General features: G+C 40.7%; 22 protein-coding genes and 1 other RNA gene. 11 read left to right on the top strand and 12 right to left on the bottom strand.

Annotation, left to right across the window (positions count from 1 at the left end):
* Nucleotides 1–12 precede the first annotated feature (12 nt).
* Nucleotides 13–2,463, bottom strand: coding sequence for an endopeptidase La (gene lon, locus BUW93_RS13290; protein WP_081212224.1), 2,451 nt, complete (start codon nt 2,461–2,463; stop codon nt 13–15).
* A gap of 209 nt (nt 2,464–2,672) precedes the next feature.
* Between lon and BUW93_RS13285 the strand changes: the two genes are divergently transcribed.
* Genes BUW93_RS13285 through BUW93_RS13270 form a run of 4 tightly spaced genes read left to right on the top strand, consistent with a single transcriptional unit; the run spans nt 2,673 to nt 5,615 of the window.
* Nucleotides 2,673–3,233 (top strand): RNA polymerase sigma factor, encoded by a 561-nt coding sequence (locus BUW93_RS13285; RefSeq protein WP_081212223.1) that lies wholly within the window; start codon nt 2,673–2,675, stop codon nt 3,231–3,233.
* Nucleotides 3,223–3,783 carry a hypothetical protein gene (locus BUW93_RS13280; protein WP_081212222.1) on the top strand — a complete coding sequence of 187 codons (561 nt, stop codon included), beginning with the start codon at nt 3,223–3,225 and terminating at the stop codon, nt 3,781–3,783. Before BUW93_RS13285 ends, BUW93_RS13280 begins: the two co-directional genes overlap by 11 nt.
* Nucleotides 3,764–4,855, top strand: a complete 1,092-nt coding sequence (locus tag BUW93_RS13275; protein ID WP_081212221.1) for a DUF4097 family beta strand repeat-containing protein — start codon at nt 3,764–3,766, stop codon at nt 4,853–4,855. The genes BUW93_RS13280 and BUW93_RS13275 overlap by 20 nt, the downstream gene beginning before the upstream one ends.
* A gap of 28 nt (nt 4,856–4,883) precedes the next feature.
* Nucleotides 4,884–5,615 carry a head GIN domain-containing protein gene (locus tag BUW93_RS13270; protein WP_081212220.1) on the top strand — a complete coding sequence of 244 codons (732 nt, stop codon included), beginning with the start codon at nt 4,884–4,886 and terminating at the stop codon, nt 5,613–5,615.
* Nucleotides 5,616–5,659: 44 nt separating this feature from the next.
* Here BUW93_RS13270 and BUW93_RS13265 read toward each other — a convergent pair whose 3' ends face one another.
* Both BUW93_RS13265 and BUW93_RS13260 read right to left on the bottom strand, forming a co-directional pair.
* A complete protein-coding gene (locus BUW93_RS13265; RefSeq protein WP_081212219.1) occupies nt 5,660–6,985 on the bottom strand; it encodes an MFS transporter in 1,326 nt (441 codons plus the stop codon).
* A 168-nt stretch (nt 6,986–7,153) separates the two neighbouring features.
* Nucleotides 7,154–7,975, bottom strand: a complete 822-nt coding sequence (locus BUW93_RS13260) for a M48 family metallopeptidase (protein ID WP_081212218.1) — start codon at nt 7,973–7,975, stop codon at nt 7,154–7,156.
* Between the two features lie 177 nt (nt 7,976–8,152).
* Between BUW93_RS13260 and BUW93_RS13255 the strand changes: the two genes are divergently transcribed.
* From BUW93_RS13255 to lpdA, 5 genes are all read left to right on the top strand, one after another.
* Entirely contained in the window at nt 8,153–9,022 is an 870-nt protein-coding gene (locus BUW93_RS13255) for an alpha/beta fold hydrolase (RefSeq protein WP_081212217.1), read from the top strand.
* Nucleotides 9,023–9,048: 26 nt separating this feature from the next.
* Nucleotides 9,049–9,531: a peptide-methionine (R)-S-oxide reductase MsrB gene (msrB, locus tag BUW93_RS13250; RefSeq protein ID WP_081212216.1), complete on the top strand. Its 483-nt coding sequence runs from the start codon at nt 9,049–9,051 to the stop codon at nt 9,529–9,531.
* Nucleotides 9,532–9,669: 138 nt separating this feature from the next.
* The gene (msrB, locus tag BUW93_RS13245) at nt 9,670–10,062 is read left to right on the top strand and encodes a peptide-methionine (R)-S-oxide reductase MsrB (RefSeq protein ID WP_081212245.1); all 393 of its coding nucleotides are present in this window, start codon (nt 9,670–9,672) and stop codon (nt 10,060–10,062) included.
* Nucleotides 10,063–10,117: 55 nt separating this feature from the next.
* The gene (locus tag BUW93_RS13240; protein WP_081212215.1) at nt 10,118–10,666 is read left to right on the top strand and encodes a dihydrolipoamide dehydrogenase; all 549 of its coding nucleotides are present in this window, start codon (nt 10,118–10,120) and stop codon (nt 10,664–10,666) included.
* 155 nt (nt 10,667–10,821) lie between these two features.
* On the top strand, nt 10,822–12,213 hold the full coding sequence (gene lpdA / locus BUW93_RS13235; protein ID WP_081212214.1) for a dihydrolipoyl dehydrogenase: 1,392 nt from the start codon (nt 10,822–10,824) through the stop codon (nt 12,211–12,213).
* 45 nt (nt 12,214–12,258) lie between these two features.
* On the opposite strand, the gene BUW93_RS13230 is transcribed toward lpdA, so the two are convergent.
* The 5 genes from BUW93_RS13230 to BUW93_RS13210 all read right to left on the bottom strand — a co-directional run bounded on the left by BUW93_RS13230 (nt 12,259) and on the right by BUW93_RS13210 (nt 15,377).
* Complete coding sequence (locus BUW93_RS13230; RefSeq protein ID WP_081212213.1) at nt 12,259–12,987, bottom strand: Dph6-related ATP pyrophosphatase; 729 nt, start codon at nt 12,985–12,987, stop codon at nt 12,259–12,261.
* Between the two features lie 2 nt (nt 12,988–12,989).
* Nucleotides 12,990–13,409, bottom strand: a complete 420-nt coding sequence (aroQ, locus tag BUW93_RS13225) for a type II 3-dehydroquinate dehydratase (RefSeq protein ID WP_081212212.1) — start codon at nt 13,407–13,409, stop codon at nt 12,990–12,992.
* 77 nt (nt 13,410–13,486) lie between these two features.
* Nucleotides 13,487–14,041 carry an outer membrane beta-barrel protein gene (locus tag BUW93_RS13220; protein ID WP_081212211.1) on the bottom strand — a complete coding sequence of 185 codons (555 nt, stop codon included), beginning with the start codon at nt 14,039–14,041 and terminating at the stop codon, nt 13,487–13,489.
* An 83-nt stretch (nt 14,042–14,124) separates the two neighbouring features.
* Nucleotides 14,125–14,619 (bottom strand): hypothetical protein, encoded by a 495-nt coding sequence (locus BUW93_RS13215; protein ID WP_157893330.1) that lies wholly within the window; start codon nt 14,617–14,619, stop codon nt 14,125–14,127.
* A gap of 161 nt (nt 14,620–14,780) precedes the next feature.
* A complete protein-coding gene (locus BUW93_RS13210) occupies nt 14,781–15,377 on the bottom strand; it encodes a porin family protein (RefSeq protein ID WP_081212209.1) in 597 nt (198 codons plus the stop codon).
* A gap of 113 nt (nt 15,378–15,490) precedes the next feature.
* On the opposite strand from BUW93_RS13210, the gene xerD reads away from it, so the two are divergent.
* Together xerD and BUW93_RS13200 are read left to right on the top strand one after the other, a co-directional pair.
* Nucleotides 15,491–16,387 (top strand): site-specific tyrosine recombinase XerD, encoded by an 897-nt coding sequence (gene xerD / locus BUW93_RS13205; protein ID WP_081212208.1) that lies wholly within the window; start codon nt 15,491–15,493, stop codon nt 16,385–16,387.
* Between the two features lie 95 nt (nt 16,388–16,482).
* On the top strand, nt 16,483–17,445 hold the full coding sequence (locus BUW93_RS13200) for an aldo/keto reductase (RefSeq protein ID WP_081212207.1): 963 nt from the start codon (nt 16,483–16,485) through the stop codon (nt 17,443–17,445).
* Nucleotides 17,446–17,506: 61 nt separating this feature from the next.
* Here BUW93_RS13200 and rny read toward each other — a convergent pair whose 3' ends face one another.
* From rny to BUW93_RS13180, 4 genes are all read right to left on the bottom strand, one after another.
* Nucleotides 17,507–19,069, bottom strand: a complete 1,563-nt coding sequence (gene rny, locus BUW93_RS13195) for a ribonuclease Y (protein ID WP_081212206.1) — start codon at nt 19,067–19,069, stop codon at nt 17,507–17,509.
* A 50-nt stretch (nt 19,070–19,119) separates the two neighbouring features.
* A non-coding RNA gene (gene ssrS, locus BUW93_RS13190) (6S RNA) lies at nt 19,120–19,234 on the bottom strand.
* Between the two features lie 51 nt (nt 19,235–19,285).
* Nucleotides 19,286–19,576 (bottom strand): cell division protein ZapA, encoded by a 291-nt coding sequence (locus BUW93_RS13185; protein ID WP_081212205.1) that lies wholly within the window; start codon nt 19,574–19,576, stop codon nt 19,286–19,288.
* A 9-nt stretch (nt 19,577–19,585) separates the two neighbouring features.
* The gene (locus tag BUW93_RS13180) at nt 19,586–19,876 is read right to left on the bottom strand and encodes a hypothetical protein (RefSeq protein WP_081212204.1); all 291 of its coding nucleotides are present in this window, start codon (nt 19,874–19,876) and stop codon (nt 19,586–19,588) included.
* Nucleotides 19,877–20,005: the final 129 nt, after the last annotated feature.

Here is a 20,005-nt window from a genome sequence, read left to right as displayed (position 1 = left end):
GGTTATAATTTTTTAAAGTTTCTTGGCATTTTTCACCTTCTGTCCGGTAATCGCTATGTCTATTACCTCACTCATCTCATTCACAAAATGAAAAGTAAGGCCTTTAAGGTATTCCTCTTTTATCTCCTTTACATCGCGTTCATTCTCCTTACAAAGAATAATTTCTTTGATTTTTGCTCTTTTAGCAGCAAGAATTTTTTCCTTCAAACCACCCACCGGAAGCACTTTCCCTCTTAGGGTAATCTCGCCAGTCATCGCGATACTTTTCTTCACCTTACGTTGGGTGAACAACGATACCAATGAAGTTAGCATAGTGATTCCTGCACTGGGACCATCTTTTGGGGTAGCTCCTTCGGGCACGTGAATATGCACATTGTATTTTTCGAAAACACCAGGATCCAATCCGAGTTCATCAGCATTTGCTTTGATGTATTCCATCGCAATGGTAGCCGATTCCTTCATCACTTTTCCAAGGTTACCTGTTATATTCAGGTTTCCTTTTCCCTTAGATAAAATAGATTCAATAAACAGAATATCGCCGCCTACCTGCGTCCAGGCAAGACCCGTAACAACTCCGGCTACTTCATTGTTTTCATATTTATCGCGTTCCAGTTTAGGGCTGCCCAGGACTTCAATTATATCCTCGTTGCTGACTTTTATATTATAGTCTTCTTCCATCGCGATATTCTTAGCTGCATGACGCACCATCTTGGCAATTTGCTTTTCCAGGCCACGCACTCCGGATTCCCGGGTATAACCTTCAACAATTTTTTCCAGCTGAGGCTTGGCAATTTTCAAATTTTCTTTGGTCATTCCATGCTCTTTTAGCTGCTTTGGCAATAAATGCTGGCGCGCGATTTCCACCTTTTCTTCAATAGTGTAACCGGTAACATTTATAATCTCCATCCGGTCTCGAAGTGCAGGCTGGATCGTACCCAGGTTATTGGCCGTGGCGATAAACATCACCTTGGAAAGATCGAAGCCCATCTCCAGGAAATTATCATGAAATTCGCTGTTTTGCTCAGGATCCAGCACTTCCAGAAGTGCCGAAGAAGGGTCTCCGGCATTCCCGATGCTTAGCTTATCGATCTCATCGAGTACAAAAACCGGGTTACTCGTACCGGCCTTCTTAAGACTCTGAATGATTCTTCCGGGCATGGCTCCTATATAAGTTTTACGATGCCCTCTAATCTCGGCCTCATCTCTAAGCCCACCAAGGGAGATTCTCACATATTCTCTACCAAGAGCCTCGGCAACTGATTTCCCAAGAGAGGTTTTTCCTACACCGGGAGGACCATAGAGACAAAGAATTGGAGACTTCATATCGTTACGAAGTTTTAAAACAGCCAGGTATTCAATGATCCTGCGCTTTACATCTTCCAGCCCGTAATGATCACGGTCAAGAATTTTTCGGGCCCTTTTCAGGTCGAATTTATCTTTACTGAATTCATTCCAGGGCAGGTCCAAAAACAGGTCAAGATAATTGCGCTGAATAGAATATTCAGCTACCTGCGGGTTCATTCTTTGCATTTTAGAAAGTTCCTTCTCGAAATGCTTTTGAATAGGCTCCTGCCACTTCTTTTTCCTGGCTCGCTGCCGCATTTCTTCAATTTCATCTTCATGAGATACCCCCCCGAGTTCTTCCTGGATGGTCTTCATTTGCTGGTGAAGAAAATACTCCCGCTGCTGCTGGCTCATATCACTTTGCACCCTCGACTGAATATCATTCTTGAGTTCCAGCTTCTGAAACTCCACATTCATAAATCTAAGGGTTGCCAGAGCTCTCTCCCGAAGATCATTTGTTTCCAGCAGTTTTTGTTTGTCTTCTACCGAAAGGTTCATATTTGAAGACACAAAATTGATAAGAAAAGAAGCACTTTCAATATTTTTTATTGCAAAAGACGCTTCACTGGGAATGTTAGGACTCCCCTTTATAATTTGAAGGGCAAGTTCCTTTATAGAATCTATAATAGCCGAGAACTCTTCATTATCAGTAGCTGGTCTGGCTTCAGGAACTTCCGTAATCGTAGCGGTGAGATAAGGATCTTCACTTACCACTTCCTCGATTTTAAAGCGTTTTTTACCCTGAATTATAACCGTGGTATTTCCGTCGGGCATTTTAAGCACCCGAAGAATTCGTGCTACTACGCCCACCCGGTTAATATCCTTTGCAGTAGGGTTCTCTACTTCCTCGTCTTTTTGAGAAACCACCCCAATAATTTTACTGTCGTTATTAGCCTGATTGATCAGCTTTATAGAAGCATCTCTCCCGGCAGTGATTGGAATTACTACTCCCGGAAATAATACGGTATTTCGTAAAGGCAGTATAGGTAAAGATTCGGGTAGATTTTCTTTATTGATTTCCTCTTCATCTTCAGGCGTCATTAAAGGAATAAGATCTGCATCCTGATCTATTTCCTGCAATGACAAACTGTCAAAATTGGTGATTTTAGTTTTTGCCATAATTTATTTTAAGTCAAACTGTCATTAACAGTTCGTGTTTTTAATCTTTTTCTTTTCTTTTTCCCTTAGCCTCACCGGCTTAGGTTATAGTATGCGCAATCTTGATTATCTTTAGTCAATTCTTATGCCATCTTAAAATAGAAAGTTTTTTCTCAAAAGTGTAACAAATCAATTTCAAACCCATCTTTATTATAAACAAGATACTTTTTTTGACACCAACCATCACACATATTGACGATCTTGTTTCGCGTTGCCGGGAAGGCGATCAGCGGGCACAAATGGAGATTTACGATCGCTATTATAAAGCGATGTATAACACCAGCTTGCGGATTGTTAAAGACACCGCCGAAGCCGAAGATTTGATGCAGGAAGCTTTTTTAAAAGCTTTTACAAAGATCGAGAGTTTTAAAGGCACGGCGAGTTTTGGAGCCTGGCTCAAAAAGATTGTGGTAAACCTGAGTATTAATTCGTTCAATAAAAATGCTAAGTATACCGAATTCAGTTATAATGATGAATTGAAAAATGAAGCAGATGAAAGTGAAGGAATTGATTTGGAAGAAAGCGCAAATGATGAAAAAGTTAAAAGGATTATGCGGGCTTTAAACTCGCTAAAGGAAAATTACCGCATCGCCTTAACGCTTCATCTAATTGAAGGATATGATTACGATGAAATTTGTGAAATATTGAAAATCTCTTATGCCAATTGCAGAACGACTATTTCCCGTGCTAAAGAGAGCTTAAGAAAAAAATTGCTGAAAGATGAAAACTGATAAATTAACCGAGCTTTTCGAAGACTTAAATTTCGATACCGCGGAGCCCAAAGCCGGGCATAAGGACCGCTTTTTCGAAAAATTAGAACAGTCTAAGAAACAAACCCGGCGTGAACCCAAAGTACGAAGCCTGTGGGGGCCATTCCTGGGAATTGCAGCCAGTATTGCCCTGGCAATTTTTCTCTTCGGAAATATTCATATGAATAATGTACCTGGGAGGAAAGGCGATCTGGCCAGTGTTTCTGCTGAAATGAAGGAAACCCAGAATTTTTATACCTCGGTAATTCAGAAGGAATTGAAAAATATTGAAGCTGAAAAGACTCCGGAAACCGAGGCGATGATTAATGATGCTCTCACCCAAATGGAAAAACTGGAAACAGAGTATTCCAAACTTAAAAAAGACCTGGTGAACAGCGGGCAGGACAAACGGGTTATTTATGCTATGATTAGCAACTTTCAGCAAAGAATTGATCTATTGAATAATGTATTAACCCAAATTGAAAATATTAAATCCCTAAAAACACAAAGTCATGAAAGCACTATTATATAAACTAATTCTTGCCGCGGTTCTCCTCCCCGGCATGACCTTCTGTAATAACGATTTGAGCGGAAAACACACCAAAGAGAAGAAAATCTCCAGGGAATTCAGTGTATCGGCCAGTTCGAACTTAAAGGTAGACAACAGTTACGGGAATATCGATATCTCTACCTGGAATCAAAATAAAGTGGTGATTGAGGTTTTTATCAAAACCAATGGCAATGACGCCGAAAAAGTTCAGGAAAAACTGGATGAAATAGAGGTGGAATTTAATCAAAATTCTTCAGGAGTTAGTGCTAAAACTCATTTATCGGGAAACAACAGTTCCTCCTGGTGGAGCAATCTTTTCTTCGGATCAAACAATGTGAATATGGAGATCAATTACGTGATAAGAGCCCCTGAAACTAATAATATGGATCTTAGCAATGATTACGGCGGAATCTATATAGATCGCCTCCTGGGCAACTCCAGAATTTATTGTGATTACGGAAAGATAGATATCCTGGAACTCAGAGGTGACTCCAATTACCTTAATTTTGACTATACCCGAAACAGTAGATTTGGCTACATTAAAAATGCTGAGATTAACGCCGACTACAGCGAATTTGAAGTTGAAGAAGCAGAAAGGCTAAAAATAAACGCCGACTATACGACTTCCAAAATAAAAAAGGTAAGCAACCTGGAATTCAGTGCAGACTATGGGAGTATAAGTGTAGAAAAAGTAAAGAGATTAATTGGGGACGGCGATTACCTGAGCACCAAAATAGGTAGGGTCTTTACCTCAGCCGATCTTAGCGTAGACTATGGTAATCTTAGCATAGAGAAAATTGTAACTGGCACCAAAAATATTAAAATTAATAGTGATTATGCCGGAGTAAAAATTGGTTATGATGCAAATCAGCCCTTTAATTTTAAGGTGGAGGCCAGTTATGGTGATGTTCAGGGATTGGATGATCTACAGGTACAGAAGCGCCACGACCAGAATACAAAAAAGAGCCTTCAGGGGTATCACTTAGAGAGCAAATCGGGCAACCTGGTAAGCATTAATTCCAGCTATGCCAATGTGCACTTCAGCAAAAAGTAAATAATTCATCAATCAAATAATAAAAATCATGAAACGATCAATCTTAATTTTAGCAAGTCTTTTATTCAGTTTTAATTTAGCCAATGCTCAATTCTGGAAAAATGAAACTGTAAAAGGCAACGGGAACACCACTATTGAAAATCGCAGTACCTCCAATTATGACGAAGTTTACCTCGTTGGATCTATGGATGTGGAACTGGTGGCAGGAAAAGAAGGAGAAATAAAGGTGGAAGCCGAAAGCAACTTGTTGGAGCATATTATAACCGAAGTGAAAAATGGCACCTTAAAGATTAGACCGGCAGATAAAATTAACCTGGCACCATCGCAAAATAAATCTATCAAAGTTACCGTTCCATTTAAGGATATTAACGAAGTGAAGCTTACCGGCTCAGGCGATCTCTGGAATTCCGACCCTATCAGGGCAAATTCGTTTGAAACCAGCCTAACCGGTTCGGGAAACCTCAATCTGAATCTCGATGTAGATTCTCTGGAAAGCAACATCACTGGTTCGGGAGACACGATGCTAAGTGGAAAAACCAATTCCTTTGAATGTAAGGTAACCGGTTCAGGCGATTTCCAGGCATTCGATCTTAAAGCGGAAGACGTTAAAGCAACAGTAATGGGAAGTGGGGATATAGAAGTCTTTGCTTCTGTTTCTCTGGACGCTAAAATTATGGGCTCCGGAGATATCCATTACAAAGGAAATCCCGAAAAACAGGATTTCAAAACAATGGGTTCGGGCGACATTACTTCTAAATAATTTTTATTCCTTATTGCTATGAAAAGGAATTTGCAAATCCTGCGTTAAGGCGCAGGATTTGTTTTTGGTACCCGCATCAGTAAAAATACTCCCGCTATAAAAAACACGACCAGAAAGAGAATGGAATCTCTAATACTTCCGGTAATTTGGGCGACCATCCCGTACATAAACATCCCTATCACTATTCCTATTTTTTCTGAAACATCGTAGAAACTAAAATAACTGGCTGTATCCTTTGTGTCTTCGGGAAGGAATTTGGAATAAGTAGATCTTGATAAGGATTGGATTCCGCCCATAACCAGCCCCACAGCCGCTGCAGCTAAATAAAACTGTTGTGGACTTATAATAAAGTAAGCATAACCACAAATGCTAATCCAGATTAGATTGATACTAATAAGGGTTTTAATGTTTCCGATTTTAACTGCGATACGGGCGGTAAGGGTAGCACCAGCTATAGCTACCAACTGTATCAAAAGAATACTAATTATCAATCCGCTGGTAGGATCCTGTTCTCCCCAATCCAGTTCTTCAATTCCAAAATAAGTAGCAATAAGCATAATGGTTTGCACGGCCATGCTATACACAAAGAAGGCAACGAGGTATCGCTTCAGCATAGGATTATGTTTCATGGCTTTCCAGATACTTTTTAATTCCCTAAAACCATTAAACAGCACATTTCTGGGAATACCTGTACGCTTATTCCCTTTGGGTAAATAATAATAAGTGTATTGACTAAAGCCCATCCACCACAGCCCGGTGAGGATAAACGAAAGTCGGGTTGGAAGGCCTTCATCTTCGAAACCAAACCAGGAATATTTAAGAATTAAAATAAGGCAGATTATGAGTAAAATAACACTACCAATATATCCGAGAGAAAAACCTTTTGCACTTATCTTATCCTGCTGATCTTTAAAGGCGATATCTGGTAAATAGGAATTATAGAATACAAGGCTTCCCCAAAAACCAATAAGCGCAAGAAAGTAGCATAATAAACCTATCCAGAGATGGTCCAGATCAAACCAAAACAGACCAATGCATGAGAGTGCCCCCAGGTAATTAAAGAACTTCATAAAGTTCTTCTTATTTCCAATATAATCTGCGACCCCTGATAAAAACGGACTCAGAAAAGAAACAGCCAAAAAAGCCACGGCAGTTACGTAACTTATAAGGCTATCGTTATTAAAATCAAAGCCTAAAAAGTGAACCGTATCATCTAATTTATTTCCCTCTACATCTCTTACAATGGTAAGCGCTCCGTAAAATATTGGGAAGATTGCCGAGGATATCACCAGGCTATACACCGAATTTGCCCAATCATAAAAAGCCCAGGCGTGAAGTAATTTCTTATCCCCTTTCGGTAATTTTTTCATCTGAGTATTTATAATTTTTAACCTAATTTGGAAATTAGGCACAGGCTTTTATTCAAGCCTCTGTGTATTGCTATTTTTGGGTCCAGCAGCTGCTGGTTTCATCAGGTTAAAAATAGAAAAAGCTGCCGGGTTGCGGCAGCTTTTTTAATATTTAATCGGAATAATTTTTTATTGGAAAGAGCTAACGCCATATTTCTTAGCTTCTGCTCTGGCCTCCGGCGCCCACTTCTGAAGATTATTTATTCTTGTTTGATTAGAAGGGTGAGTACTTAAGAACTCCGGTGGAGCCTGTCCATCACGCTGGGCAGCCATTCTTCGCCATAAATCGGCAGCTTCATCGGGATTATATCCGGCTATAGCCATTAAGGTTAATCCAATTCTGTCAGCTTCTGTTTCATGCTTTCTACTAAAAGGCAGCATGACTCCAACAGTGGTTCCCAGGCCATAGGCCTGCGCGAAAATTTCCTGAGTCTCCTGACTTCTACCACTTACCGCAATACTTCCTGCCACAGCTCCAAGTTGTTGTAACTGGGCTGCACTCATACGCTGAGCCCCGTGATCGGCAAGGGCGTGGGCGATCTCGTGTGCCATAACAACGGCAACTCCGGTTTCAGTTTCAGCAACAGGAAGAATTCCTGTATAAAAAACTATTTTCCCTCCTGGCATGGCAAAAGCGTTTACCGCATCATCCTTCACCAGGTTATATTCCCATCGAAAGTCTTCCAGAAAGCCCTGGTAACCATTAGCATTTAAATATCTTTCGGCAGCAGTTTCTATTTTACTACCTACACTTTTTATCATATTCGCTTCAGCAGTACCGGTTACAACATCATTTTCAGAAAGAAACTGATTGTACTGCTCAAATGAGGCCGGGAAAAGTTGATCATTAGATACAAAATTCAGGTTTTTTTCTCCCGTAAAAGGATTGGTCTGACAGCCAACAAATAATATAGCTGCACTTACCCATATCAAAGTTCTTTTAAGTATCATAATATTTGGTTTTGTTTAGTTAAAATTACAAAAGCCAGAAAACCCTGGTCCTTGCTTTAAGCATCATTTAACAAAATAACTTATTTCAAAAACAATACCACGTCTCCATATCCCAGTGTTTATAAGGAATTATGAAACTAAAATTTAGTAACTTGCAAACTTTCATTTAGCATTCCAATGACCAAATCAAAGAAAGATCAGCTGTCGGTACAGCAACTTCTTATTCCTAATTATATACGTTTTACGGCCAGACTACTGAAGCATACTTCTCCATTCCTGGCCAGTCGTTTTGCAGCAAAGTTATTTCTTACTCCTTTTAAATATAAACTCCCGGAAAGGGAGAAAAAGATGGACCGTAATTCGGTGCAAACCAAAATGAAGGTGCCGGCCTTCGGAAAGGAGATCGTGGTTTACCATTATGGGGATTCCCCACATAAGATCTTACTGGTACACGGATGGAGTGGCCGTGGCACCCAACTCTCCTATATCGCAGAAGCTTTAGTACACGCCGGTTACAGCACCATAAGTTTTGATGCCCCCGGTCACGGAAAAGCCCCGGGAAAATCCAGTATAATGACAGAGTTTATAGAAAGCATCCATTTTCTCGATAAAGAGTTTGGACCTTTTGATGCTGCTATAGGGCATTCTCTTGGAGGTATGGCTTCCCTTCGGGCCATAAAGGAGGGAATGAAAACCGATAAGCTCATTATTATTGGTACGGCTAATTCTGTCACCCACATCACCCGCGAATTCAACGAAAATCTCGGCATGAATAAGGATATTGCCAACAGGATGAAAGCTTATTTTGATGAAAAATTCGGAGAAGACATGGATAATTATTCCGGAGCGGTTTCTGCAGAAGCGGTAAAGATACCCACTCTTGTTATTCACGATAAACAAGATGTAGACGTTCACGTAAGTTCTGCCTACGAAATAGACCGGGCCCTGGAAAACAGCGAGTTAATGATTACTGAAGGCCAGGGACACCGCCGGATTCTGGGTGACAAACAGGTAATTAACAAAATCACAACGTTCCTCACAGACTAATCTTTGTACCTTTAAAATAAAAACCTATGAAAAAATTATTGGTTTTTATCGTTCCGCTGATGCTTTTCAGCTGCAATGGAAATGCTCAAAAAAAGGACAAGACTTCACAGGAATATGAGATAACCAAAACCGAAGCCCAATGGAAAGCAGAACTTTCCGAGGGGCAGTATCGCATTCTTCGAAAAGGGGAAACAGAACGCGCCTTTACGAGTCCGTTAAACGATATTAAGGAACCGGGCACCTTTGTATGTGCTGCTTGCGGGAATCCGCTCTACAAGACAAAATATAAATTTGATAGCGGTACCGGATGGCCGAGTTTTGACAGGCCTATAGAAGATGCAGTCTCCTACGGAAGAAAAACTTCTTATGGGTATGAAGATAACGAAGTTCATTGCGCCCGATGTGGTGGTCATCTAGGCCACGTCTTTAAGGATGGTCCTAGAAAAACCACGGGAAAAAGACATTGCATCAACGGATTAGCTATGGAGTTTGTTCCGGAGGGAAAATAGATTTCTGCCGGAGATTATCCCGCTTTTGAGGAAGGAAATGATAGAATCATTGAGATTTCTACCGTAGTTTATCCTGGTTTCGGGATGAGATAATTAAAGAAGATTCCCACCTGCGTGGGAATGACAAAAAATATTTATATGAAAAAATACGCTATAGAGAAAACTGAAGAAGAATGGAAAAAGGAACTCGGGGAAGAACAATACCGGGTTCTGCGGGAAAAAGGCACCGAAGCGCCAAATACTGGAAAATATAATATGCATTTCGAAGCAGGCGAGTACTACTGTGCTGCCTGCCATACCAAACTTTTTGAAAGCGATGCGAAATTTGAGAGCGGTTGTGGCTGGCCGAGTTTTGATCGCGCCATTGAAGGAAAAATAGAATATGTCCAGGATAAAAGCTTCGGGATGCTGCGTACCGAGATCCTTTGTGCCAACTGCGGAAGTCACCTTGGCCACATTTTTGATGATGGACCTACAGAAACCGGTCAGCGATATTGCGTAAATTCGGCTAGCCTGGATTTCAAAAAATAACAATCAACACCTATGAAGCCCTTCCGGGGCAATTGTCTAACTAAAACTTGTCAAAATGAAAAAATTATTATCAGCACTATTTGTAACAGCATTTTTATTTACCGCCTGTGATGGCGACCAGGGCCCGCCGGGACCTCCCGGTCCTGAAGGGGAACCAGGAGTTAATATAGTGGGACAAACTCTTGAATATGAGGATGTGGATTTCGATTATTTTGGAGATGTAAACTATCACTCCACAATAATCGGGCTGCCAGATGATGTGGAGATTCTAACCTCAGATGCAATTCTGGTTTACAGGCTTGAAGTTATTGAGGATGATGGCGAGGTTTATGAAACCTGGAGTATGATTCCACAAAACTTTTTCCTGGATCAGGGTACAATCCAATATGTGTATAACCACACCGATGTGGATGTAGAACTTATCATTGATGGAAATTTTGATCTTAGTAACCTGGACGCGGGCTTCACCCAGGACCAGGTTTTTAGGTTTGTGATCGTTCCTTCAGATTTTGCTGAAGACACCGGCATTGATGTTGCCAACTTCAACGCGGTAATGAACGCATTAGACCTGCAAGAACAGGATGTTAAAAACATACAGATGTAGTATTGTTGCATTGACTTAAATCAAAAAGGCTTACCGAACTCGGTAAGCCTTTATTTTTGTAATTTCCTGGGTAACAGAGCCCTTTTAAAACTTTCAGTTTAAGCTATTATTCCTTAAATTCGCAACTTCTATAACTGCAATAAAAATTTCCGACTATGAGTAAATATGATATTATTGTTTTAGGTAGTGGCCCTGGGGGTTATGTAACCGCCATTAGAGCCTCTCAACTGGGTTTTAAAACCGCTATTGTTGAAAAGGAAAGTCTGGGTGGGGTTTGTCTTAACTGGGGATGTATTCCTACTAAAGCCTTACTTAAAAGCGCTGAAGTATTCGACTATCTTAAACACGCCGATAATTATGGATTAAAACTTGAAAATCCTGATAAGGATTTTGGAGCCGTGATAAAACGAAGCCGCGAGGTGGCAAACGGAATGAGCAAAGGTGTGCAATTCCTGATGAAAAAGAATAAGATTGATGTTATTGAAGGCTTTGGTAAACTTAAGTCGGGTAAAAAAATTGCGGTAACAGATAAAGATAAAAACACTAAAGAATACCAGGCAGATCATATTATCGTGGCTACAGGTGCCCGTTCCCGTGAACTACCAAGCCTGAAGCAGGATGGTAAAAAAGTGATTGGCTACCGTGAAGCGATGAGCCTGGAGAAACAACCCAAGTCTATGATTGTGGTTGGATCTGGTGCCATTGGAGTGGAATTCGCTCATTTTTATAACGCGATGGGTACAGACGTGACTATCGTTGAATTCCTTCCCAACCTAGTTCCCCTGGAAGACGAAGAAGTTTCAAAGCAATTTGAACGCAGCGTGAAAAAAGCCGGGATTAAGGTAATGACCAGTTCTTCAGTAGAAAGTGTTGATACTTCCGGAAAAACCGTTAAAGCTAAAGTAAAAACTAAGAAAGGGGAAGAAACTCTTGAAGCCGATATTGTACTTTCTGCAGTTGGTATAAAATCCAATATCGAAAATATAGGTCTGGAAGACTTAGGCATAAAAACCGAGAAGGATAAGATCGTGGTTGATGAGTTCTATAAAACCAATGTATCCGGAATTTACGCTATTGGAGATGTTGTAGAAGGACCGGCCCTTGCTCACGTTGCTTCAGCCGAAGGTATCCTTTGCGTTGAGAAGATAAAGGGAATGGAAGTAGAGCCTCTGGATTACGGCAATATCCCCGGATGTACTTATGCTACTCCCGAGATCGCTTCTGTAGGTATGACCGAAAAACAGGCAAAAGAAGCCGGTTATGAACTGAAAATTGGGAAATTCCCGTTCTCAGCTTCAGGAAAAGCCAAAGCTGCAGGAAAATCAGATGGTTTTGTAAAAGTTATCTTCGATGCAAAATATGGAGAATGGTTAGGTTGTCACATGATTGGCGCCGGAGTAACCGATATGATCGCTGAAGCTGTTTTAGGCAGAAAACTTGAAACCACAGGTCATGAAGTATTAAAGGCTGTTCACCCTCACCCAACAATGAGTGAAGCCGTGATGGAAGCCGTAGCAGCTGCTTACGACGAAGTGATTCACCTATAAAACTGAAATAAATTATTTTGAATAACCCTGGCAAAAATGCCGGGGTTATTTTTTTGGAAGTAGATCACAGTAGAAAAACCGGGTATCCCAACTTTCCTTATCATTCCTGAAACAGTCATCATCTTCATCTCCTGAAGAGCTATAATTTTTCTCTACTACCTCCCCTACCTCAAAGGCTATTTCTTGACTAAAATTAGGGCCATCATAAACAAAAGTGTGAAATTCGCCGTGTTCTCCACACGGATCCACCTCTGAAGGCAGATCCTTCAGAAAGCTTTCATCAAGCAATCTTCCGCAGAAAGACTTATCTAATTTTGCAGCATTAACGGAAACAACTATTGCCTTAAAACCGGCCTCAAGGAAATCCTGCATCATTTGCGTAGTATCTTTTTTCCAAAGAGGAAAGACCGCTTTAATGCCTTTCTCTCCAAGCTGTTTTTCCCGGTATTCCCTTAAATCTTCTAAAAAGATATCTCCAAAAATACTGTAGTTGAATCCGTCATCCAGGAGTTTTTCGGTTTCAACCTCCATGAGCTCATTATAGCTTTGCATACTCACATTGCCACCCATTTCAATAAGCTGAAGCGGAATCCCAATGGCAGCGGCCTGCTGTTGCATCAATTCAACGCGGAGCCCATGCATGGAAACTCTATTTGTTTCAATATTTACTGTAGAAACAAGTTTTTGTACTTCATACTCGCCTTCCTTTTGGACATTATAAAGCGCAAAAGCCGCATCCTTACCACTGCTCCAGTTTATATAGGCTTTTTTCATTTTTAGGAGTTGATAAAACTTTGAATGGCCAGGTCGTAACTTTTCAGCCCAAAGCCCAGAATAACCCCTTTCGCCACGGGAGCGATAAAAGACTTATGCCTGAACTCCTCTCGGGAATGCGTGTTGGAAATATGAACCTCGACTACCGGAACTTCAATAGCCTTTACAGCATCTCCAATTCCTACAGAGGTATGAGTGTAAGCCGCGGCGTTAAGTACTATGCCGTCAAATTGCCCAACTGCCTTGTGTAATTCATTTATTAGCTCTCCTTCAATATTAGATTGGAAGTAGGATAACTCAACTTCCCTGAACTTAAATTGCAGATCGGCAAAGTAATCTTCAAATTTCTTATTTCCGTATGTATCGGGCTCGCGGGTTCCAAGAAGATTTAAATTGGGACCATTTATGATAAGTATCTTCATAGGATAAAGATATCAAAAGATTTATTCCGCCTCCTTAAACTGAAATAAAATTCTCCATTCTTAAAAAGTTCTGTTTTTTAAAACCGAAACCCCAGGCCTATTGAATAGGAGCGAAACCGGTAGTAATCATTATTGCTAAACGGATCCTCGGGTTTTAAACGGTTGGTAAGCTCGTGGGAGTATCGCCCTTCCAGGTAGAAAGATGAACTTATATCATAGCCTATCCCCCCGGTTAGTTCAAAACCGGCTCTATCATAGGGATTCAAGGAATTACCACTTAAAATATTAACCTGTGGACCTCCCACCCCATATAAACCGGTTGAAGGGATACGGTATTCCACCAACCCAGCCACGCGATAATGCACGGATTCTTTATTGCTTATAAAACTCACTTCAGGAACTATGGAGAAATCCCTGTTAAGCCTTAAGTTATAATTAACCCCTAAAAACACGCCGGCTTCTCCGGTGATAAACTCACCGCCAACTTCAGAGTAAAAAGTAGAAAAGGATGGATCGATAGCTATATACCCGGCCTGAACGGATAAATTAACAGAAGGAGAATTAAAAACCTGACTCCGGGCATTTTCAAAAATGAACAATGCCAGCAGCGTTAAAAAAAGATTTCTAAACATATTAGATTGAAGGTTTATTCCCTGCAATTAACGAAAAAATTTAATTACCCAATCTAATATTCTTTAAGATACCTAAAAAGCTTTTAAAGTTTAAATTCCAGTCCCACATTCACCGAAGAGAGGTTTTCACCATTATTGCTTATCCCCTGGTAAGAACCGATTATAGAAAAAATACCTAAGCAAACCCCGATTTTTGGTCTGTAATAAAACCCGCCTTCTCCATCTTCCATTAGGCTAATGGCATACCCCAGATCTAAGCCCAAAAAAGCCATACCTACTCCCAATCTTCCGGAAGCGGCAATTGGAAGGAAGCTGATATCATCTGCATCCAATTCACCAAAACCGGTTTCTATATCTTCCACAAAAAACCTGGAGTAACCAAGCATAGGGCCAACTTCTATAACATTCATCACTCCAAAGAGGTAAGCAATATCTGCTCCCAGTTGAAAGTTCGAGAAATCCTCGGCATCACCTACAGGCAAACCTCCGTTAATTCCTAATTTCAGTTCTCCCTGGGCTTGTACTTGATTAAAACCCAAAAAGATCAATGCGCTAAATAAAAGTAATTTTTTCATCATAATATTTTAATTTCTGGTTAAGACATCAATTTAATGAGATTAATACAAAAACCTGATATTCAGCTTAATATTACATAAAAACCCGTAGGAACCTTAACCAAAAAAGCGGAAGATCTCTCTCCCGCTTTACAGCTTTTCATAGGTGTGTGATATAAGCTGATTTAAAACATTAGGCCTACCCCAAGTTGGAACCCGTTATTGTTAACGGCATCATCATCCCAGTTATCACTGTCGAAAGCATCGGTGAAACCGTGAGTATAACGTGCAGAAGCGAAAAATCCGTTATTGAACTTATATGAAGCTCCAAGGGCTCCTCCAAATTCGAAGGTGCTTCCCATCTCAGTATCAAATTCAACATCTCCGGCTCCTGAATCAAATTCATACTCCTCTTCCACCAGGAAGTTAAAAGATGGACCCGCTTCCAGCGATAAACCATCGATTAGATATACCTTGGCAAGTACAGGCACATGAACATAATCTAATTGATATTCTCCCTGGCCTAAACTGCTATTATAAGCTTCGGTCCCCTGGGTAGAATAAAGCACCTCGGGTTGCACGGAAAAACGATCTCCTAAAGGGATTTCCGAAAGCAGCCCTAAATGAAATCCGGTGCGGCTATTTTCATCTTCAAAACCATCAGAGGTCATATTAGAAAAATTAACCCCTCCCTTTACACCAAAATAGACAAACTCCTGTGCAGAGGCGGTGGTTGTTAAACCAAACACGGCTAATACTGCAATTAAAACTGATTTTTTCATCACATTCGATTTTTTAGTTACAGGGGCAAATGTAGGAGGCAACTTCTTAATAAAATGTTATGCAAGCCTAAAGTATTACTAAGTTATTACGCGATTGTTTTTATCTTTAACACATGAAATGGACCCGCGCCCTGGAAGACTATTGCTTGTATTTACGCTTAGAACGCGGACTCTCAGATAATTCAATTCAGAATTACAACCTGGATGTTCAAAAGCTTATCAACTTTTTAGAAGTTAATAAAATAAAACTCTCCCCTCTTGATATAACTGAAGAAACCATACAGCATTTTATATACGAGATGGCTAAAAGTCTTAACCCGCGTACCAGGGCAAGGTTGATTTCAGGACTTCGGGGATTCTTTAATTTTCTTGTTTTTGAAGATTACAGAAAAGATAACCCACTGGACCTGATTGAAGCCCCCAAAACAGGCCGTAAACTTCCCGATGTGATTTCTACGGAAGAAATAGACCGACTAATCTCTGCCATAGATCTGGGAAAGGCCGAAGGTGAAAGAAACCGAGCTATCCTTGAAACCCTTTACGGCTGTGGACTTCGGGTTTCAGAATTGGTAAACCTGCAAATCTCTGATCTCTATTTCGAGGAAGGTTTTATAAAAGTTACCGGGAAAGGCAACAAACAGCGGTTCGTACCCGTGTCTCCATACACCGAGAAATATATAAATATCTATCTGAAAGAGATGAGACCACATCTACCGGTAAAGAAAGAGGCCAGCGACACGCTTTTTTTAAACAGGAGAGGGAATAAACTCACCCGGGCAATGATTTTTACAATTGTACGCCGACTTTCCGAAGAAGCCGGAATTAATAAAAAGATAAGTCCGCACACCTTCAGACATTCCTTTGCTACTCATTTACTTGAAAACGGCGCCGATCTAAGAGCCATTCAGCAGATGCTTGGTCATGAAAGCATTACTACAACCGAAGTTTATATGCATATAGACCGCAAACATCTGCGGCAGGTGTTAGAGCAATTTCACCCACGGGCCTGAATATTAAATTTCTGCTAAAGCCTTTAAATTACAGGATTTTCCGCAGGATTATCATTAAATTAAGGCGACATAAAAGAATATAAAATTTTAATTAAATGAGGACACTTAAGTTTAAAAATAATGATGAAATGCCTGCAATAGGTCTCGGCACCTGGAAATCGGGTAAAGGCGAAGTGGGAAATGCGGTAAAGATCGCCCTTAATAACGGTTACAGGCATATAGACTGTGCCGCAACCTACGGCAATGAGGCTGAAATTGGGGAAGCCTTCACAGAAATATTTTCAGAAGGAAAAATTAAAAGAGAAGAGGTTTGGGTTACTTCCAAACTTTGGAATGATGCCCATAAAAAAGAAGATGTCATTCCTGCCTTAAAGGAAACCCTCAAAGATCTTCAGCTGGATTACCTGGACCTGTATCTCATTCACTGGCCGGTAGCCTTTAAAAGAGGCGTTAGCTTTCCCGAAAACGATGAGGATTATTTAAGCCTTGAAGAAGCTCCTATCATAGAAACCTGGAAAATGATGATTGAGGCTAAAAAACTGGGTCTTGTAAAGCATATTGGAGTTTCAAATTTCAGTAGCATGAAACTGGAAGAACTCATGGAAGAGACAGAGGACATTCCCGAAATGAACCAGGTGGAACTGCATCCTTATCTTCAGCAACCGGAATTGCTAGAATTTTGCAGCAAACATGATATTAATCTCACTGCTTATTCCCCTTTAGGCAGCGGCGACCGAAATGAGGCCATAAAAGCTCCCAACGAGCCTTCGCTTCTCGAAAATAAAGTAATTCAAAAGATCGCAAAAAAACACGGGGCAAGCCCGGGGCAAGTACTCATAAAATGGAGCGTATTAAGAGGCACAGCTGTAATTCCAAAATCAACCAACGAAGGTCGGATCATTGAAAACATTCAAAGTATGGGAGTAAATCTGGACGAGGATGATCTTTCGGAAATTGCAGGCCTTGATAGACATTTCCGGTATGTAACAGGAGAATTCTTTGTAACAAAAGGCAACTCCTATGAAAACATTTTTGATGATGACGATTATAAAGCTTAATACTTCTTCTTATAATAAAAAAAGCCCTGCAATTGCAGGGCTTTTTTTTTTGATTATTTTTTTACTTGGCGATATTGACCGCCCGTGTTTCCCGTATCACGGTAATCTTAACCTGTCCGGGATAAGTCATATCTGTTTGGATCTTTTGCGAGATCTCAAATGAAAGATTAGTTGCCTTTTCATCATTCACTTTTTCACTTTCTACGATAACTCTCAATTCTCTACCCGCCTGAATTGCATAAGCCTTCTTAACCCCGGGGAAACCGAAAGCGATCTCCTCCAGGTCTTTTAAACGCTGAATATAAGAATCCAGCACCTGGCGTCTGGCGCCTGGCCTGGCCCCGCTTATCGCATCACAAACCTGCACGATTGGAGAAAGAAGGGAGTTCATCTCTATCTCATCGTGGTGAGCTCCAATGGCATTACAAACCTCGGGTTTCTCCCCGAATTTCTCAGCCCATTGCATCCCGAGAATAGCGTGAGGAACTTCGGTTTCTGTATCCGGTACTTTTCCAATATCATGTAATAATCCGGCACGCTTGGCAAGTTTAGGGTTTAGCCCGAGCTCAGCAGCCATAACTCCACAGAGTTTAGCGACTTCCCGAGAGTGTTGCAAGAGGTTCTGGCCATACGAAGAACGGTATTTCATTCTACCCACAATCTTTATAAGCTCCGGGTGAAGTCCATGAATACCAAGGTCAATAACAGTACGTTTTCCTATATCAATTATCTCCTCTTCAATTTGTTTTCTGGTCTTTTTCACCACTTCCTCAATTCGGGCCGGGTGAATACGTCCATCGGTTACCAGTTTATGAAGGGACAACCTGGCGACTTCTCTTCTTACCGAGTCGAAACATGAAAGAATAATTGCTTCCGGGGTGTCATCTACGATAATTTCTACACCGGTAGCAGCCTCCAGGGCACGAATATTACGCCCTTCTCTTCCAATAATTCTACCTTTAACATCATCGCTCTCCAGGTTAAACACAGAAACACAGTTCTCTACGGCCTCTTCTGTGCCTATACGCTGGATGGTAGTAATAATGATTTTTTTAGCTTCCTGCTGTGCAGTGAGTTTGGCTTCTTCAACAGTATCCTGTATCAGGGCCATTGCATCGGCCTTTGCGCTATCTTTTAAGGCTTCGGTAAGCTGTGATTTGGCATCATCTGCCGAAAGACCTGAAATAACTTCCAACTGCTGAATTTGGCTGTTATGAAGCTTATCTATCTCCTCCTGTTTCTTCTCAAGATATTCGGTACGATAGGAATAGTCTTTTAATTTCTCTTCCAATTCTTTATTGAGCTTCTTGTTTTTGGCAAGCTCGCTGGAAACCTGGGATTCCTTATCCCTTACTCTCTTTTCGGTTTCATTAATCTTTTTATCCCGGCCCATGATCACCTTCTCGTGCTCTGTCTTAAGCTCGATAAACTTTTCTTTGGCCTGCAGGATCTTATCCTTTTTAATGCTCTCTCCTTCCGATTTTGCCTCCTTAAGGATATTGGCCGCCGATTTCTTGGCGTTTTTAATTGTGCGGGAGGCTTGCTTGCGTTCCAGCAATTTTGCGATGGCATAGCCTATTGCTACACCTAAGACCAAACCTATAATTATAGTAGTGATTTCCATTGTTGAATGTTTATATAAAAAAAAAGCCTGTATTAGTATTGGTTTGAAGTAAACTCTTTAAAATCAGGTTTAGGGCTAACAAGCTGCTCAAGAATCCGCTTTCCCGAGGGATACGGCGCGCTTTTACAACTTAAACTCACCCTTCTTAAAGAATTCGTGTTGAGTTTCTCAAAATCACTAATACAGGCAGTAACCTTATTTTATTTAAAGAACTTTTTAAGAGGCCAGGTGCTGTTGCAAAAGCTCGTTAAGCGATCTTAACTTTTCTTCAGCTTCCTGCATATCTCCTGCTGCTTCTATATCTTTTTGCTCGGTTTGGGCTGCAAACTGCAAGGCACACATGGCCAGTACATCCTGCTTATCCCTAACGGCATAACTCTGCTCAAATTGTTTTATCATGGCCTCGATCTTTTTTGCAGCCTTCCTCAAACCTTCCTCCTGGTGAGGCTCGATTGTTAAGGGATAAACCCTGTCTGCAATGGAGATCTTAATTCTTAATTTATCCATGATGCCTATTTATTCCGATAATTGAACAATACATTGATCAATTTCTCTAATCAAGCTGTTTATCTTGAGCTTTGTTTCTGTCTTGTAATCTTTACTGCCCAGCATCGCGTTGGCTGCTTTAAGAGTTTGAATCCGTTCTCCAGAATTTTCAAGTTCTTCCTTGAGCCGGGTATTTTCAGAAGTAAGTCTGGTCATTTCATCCTGAAGAGAACCCAAGTTTTGCCTCAAAGCTTCATACTTATGAAGCAACTTGCTGATTCTATTTTCAAGATTATCAACTATTTCTGTCAATTCACTCATAAAAGCGCAATCTAATGCTTATTTCCACAAAGTTAACATACGCTTTGAAATATCCCAATACTTTTTATTGCTATTTTAGATTTTACCTAAACCCGAAGCTAACATATTAAGGCTTAAGGCTTTATTTTT

It is taken from the genome of Salegentibacter sediminis, from assembly GCF_002078605.1.
GTDB lineage: Bacteria > Bacteroidota > Bacteroidia > Flavobacteriales > Flavobacteriaceae > Salegentibacter > Salegentibacter sediminis.
Note: the sequence above shows the minus strand (reverse complement) of the source record. Positions and strands in the feature narration are given on the sequence as shown.

Coding starts and splice junctions, on each gene's coding strand:
- lon (WP_081212224.1), bottom strand. CDS start 2,463: ATGGCAAAAACTAAAATCACCAATTTTGACAGTTTGTCATTGCAGGAA.
- BUW93_RS13280 (WP_081212222.1), top strand. CDS start 3,223: ATGAAAACTGATAAATTAACCGAGCTTTTCGAAGACTTAAATTTCGAT.
- BUW93_RS13275 (WP_081212221.1), top strand. CDS start 3,764: ATGAAAGCACTATTATATAAACTAATTCTTGCCGCGGTTCTCCTCCCC.
- BUW93_RS13270 (WP_081212220.1), top strand. CDS start 4,884: ATGAAACGATCAATCTTAATTTTAGCAAGTCTTTTATTCAGTTTTAAT.
- BUW93_RS13265 (WP_081212219.1), bottom strand. CDS start 6,985: ATGAAAAAATTACCGAAAGGGGATAAGAAATTACTTCACGCCTGGGCT.
- BUW93_RS13260 (WP_081212218.1), bottom strand. CDS start 7,975: ATGATACTTAAAAGAACTTTGATATGGGTAAGTGCAGCTATATTATTT.
- BUW93_RS13255 (WP_081212217.1), top strand. CDS start 8,153: ATGACCAAATCAAAGAAAGATCAGCTGTCGGTACAGCAACTTCTTATT.
- msrB (WP_081212216.1), top strand. CDS start 9,049: ATGAAAAAATTATTGGTTTTTATCGTTCCGCTGATGCTTTTCAGCTGC.
- msrB (WP_081212245.1), top strand. CDS start 9,670: ATGAAAAAATACGCTATAGAGAAAACTGAAGAAGAATGGAAAAAGGAA.
- BUW93_RS13240 (WP_081212215.1), top strand. CDS start 10,118: ATGAAAAAATTATTATCAGCACTATTTGTAACAGCATTTTTATTTACC.
- lpdA (WP_081212214.1), top strand. CDS start 10,822: ATGAGTAAATATGATATTATTGTTTTAGGTAGTGGCCCTGGGGGTTAT.
- BUW93_RS13230 (WP_081212213.1), bottom strand. CDS start 12,987: ATGAAAAAAGCCTATATAAACTGGAGCAGTGGTAAGGATGCGGCTTTT.
- aroQ (WP_081212212.1), bottom strand. CDS start 13,409: ATGAAGATACTTATCATAAATGGTCCCAATTTAAATCTTCTTGGAACC.
- BUW93_RS13220 (WP_081212211.1), bottom strand. CDS start 14,041: ATGTTTAGAAATCTTTTTTTAACGCTGCTGGCATTGTTCATTTTTGAA.
- BUW93_RS13215 (WP_157893330.1), bottom strand. CDS start 14,619: ATGATGAAAAAATTACTTTTATTTAGCGCATTGATCTTTTTGGGTTTT.
- BUW93_RS13210 (WP_081212209.1), bottom strand. CDS start 15,377: ATGAAAAAATCAGTTTTAATTGCAGTATTAGCCGTGTTTGGTTTAACA.
- xerD (WP_081212208.1), top strand. CDS start 15,491: ATGAAATGGACCCGCGCCCTGGAAGACTATTGCTTGTATTTACGCTTA.
- BUW93_RS13200 (WP_081212207.1), top strand. CDS start 16,483: ATGAGGACACTTAAGTTTAAAAATAATGATGAAATGCCTGCAATAGGT.
- rny (WP_081212206.1), bottom strand. CDS start 19,069: ATGGAAATCACTACTATAATTATAGGTTTGGTCTTAGGTGTAGCAATA.
- BUW93_RS13185 (WP_081212205.1), bottom strand. CDS start 19,576: ATGGATAAATTAAGAATTAAGATCTCCATTGCAGACAGGGTTTATCCC.
- BUW93_RS13180 (WP_081212204.1), bottom strand. CDS start 19,876: ATGAGTGAATTGACAGAAATAGTTGATAATCTTGAAAATAGAATCAGC.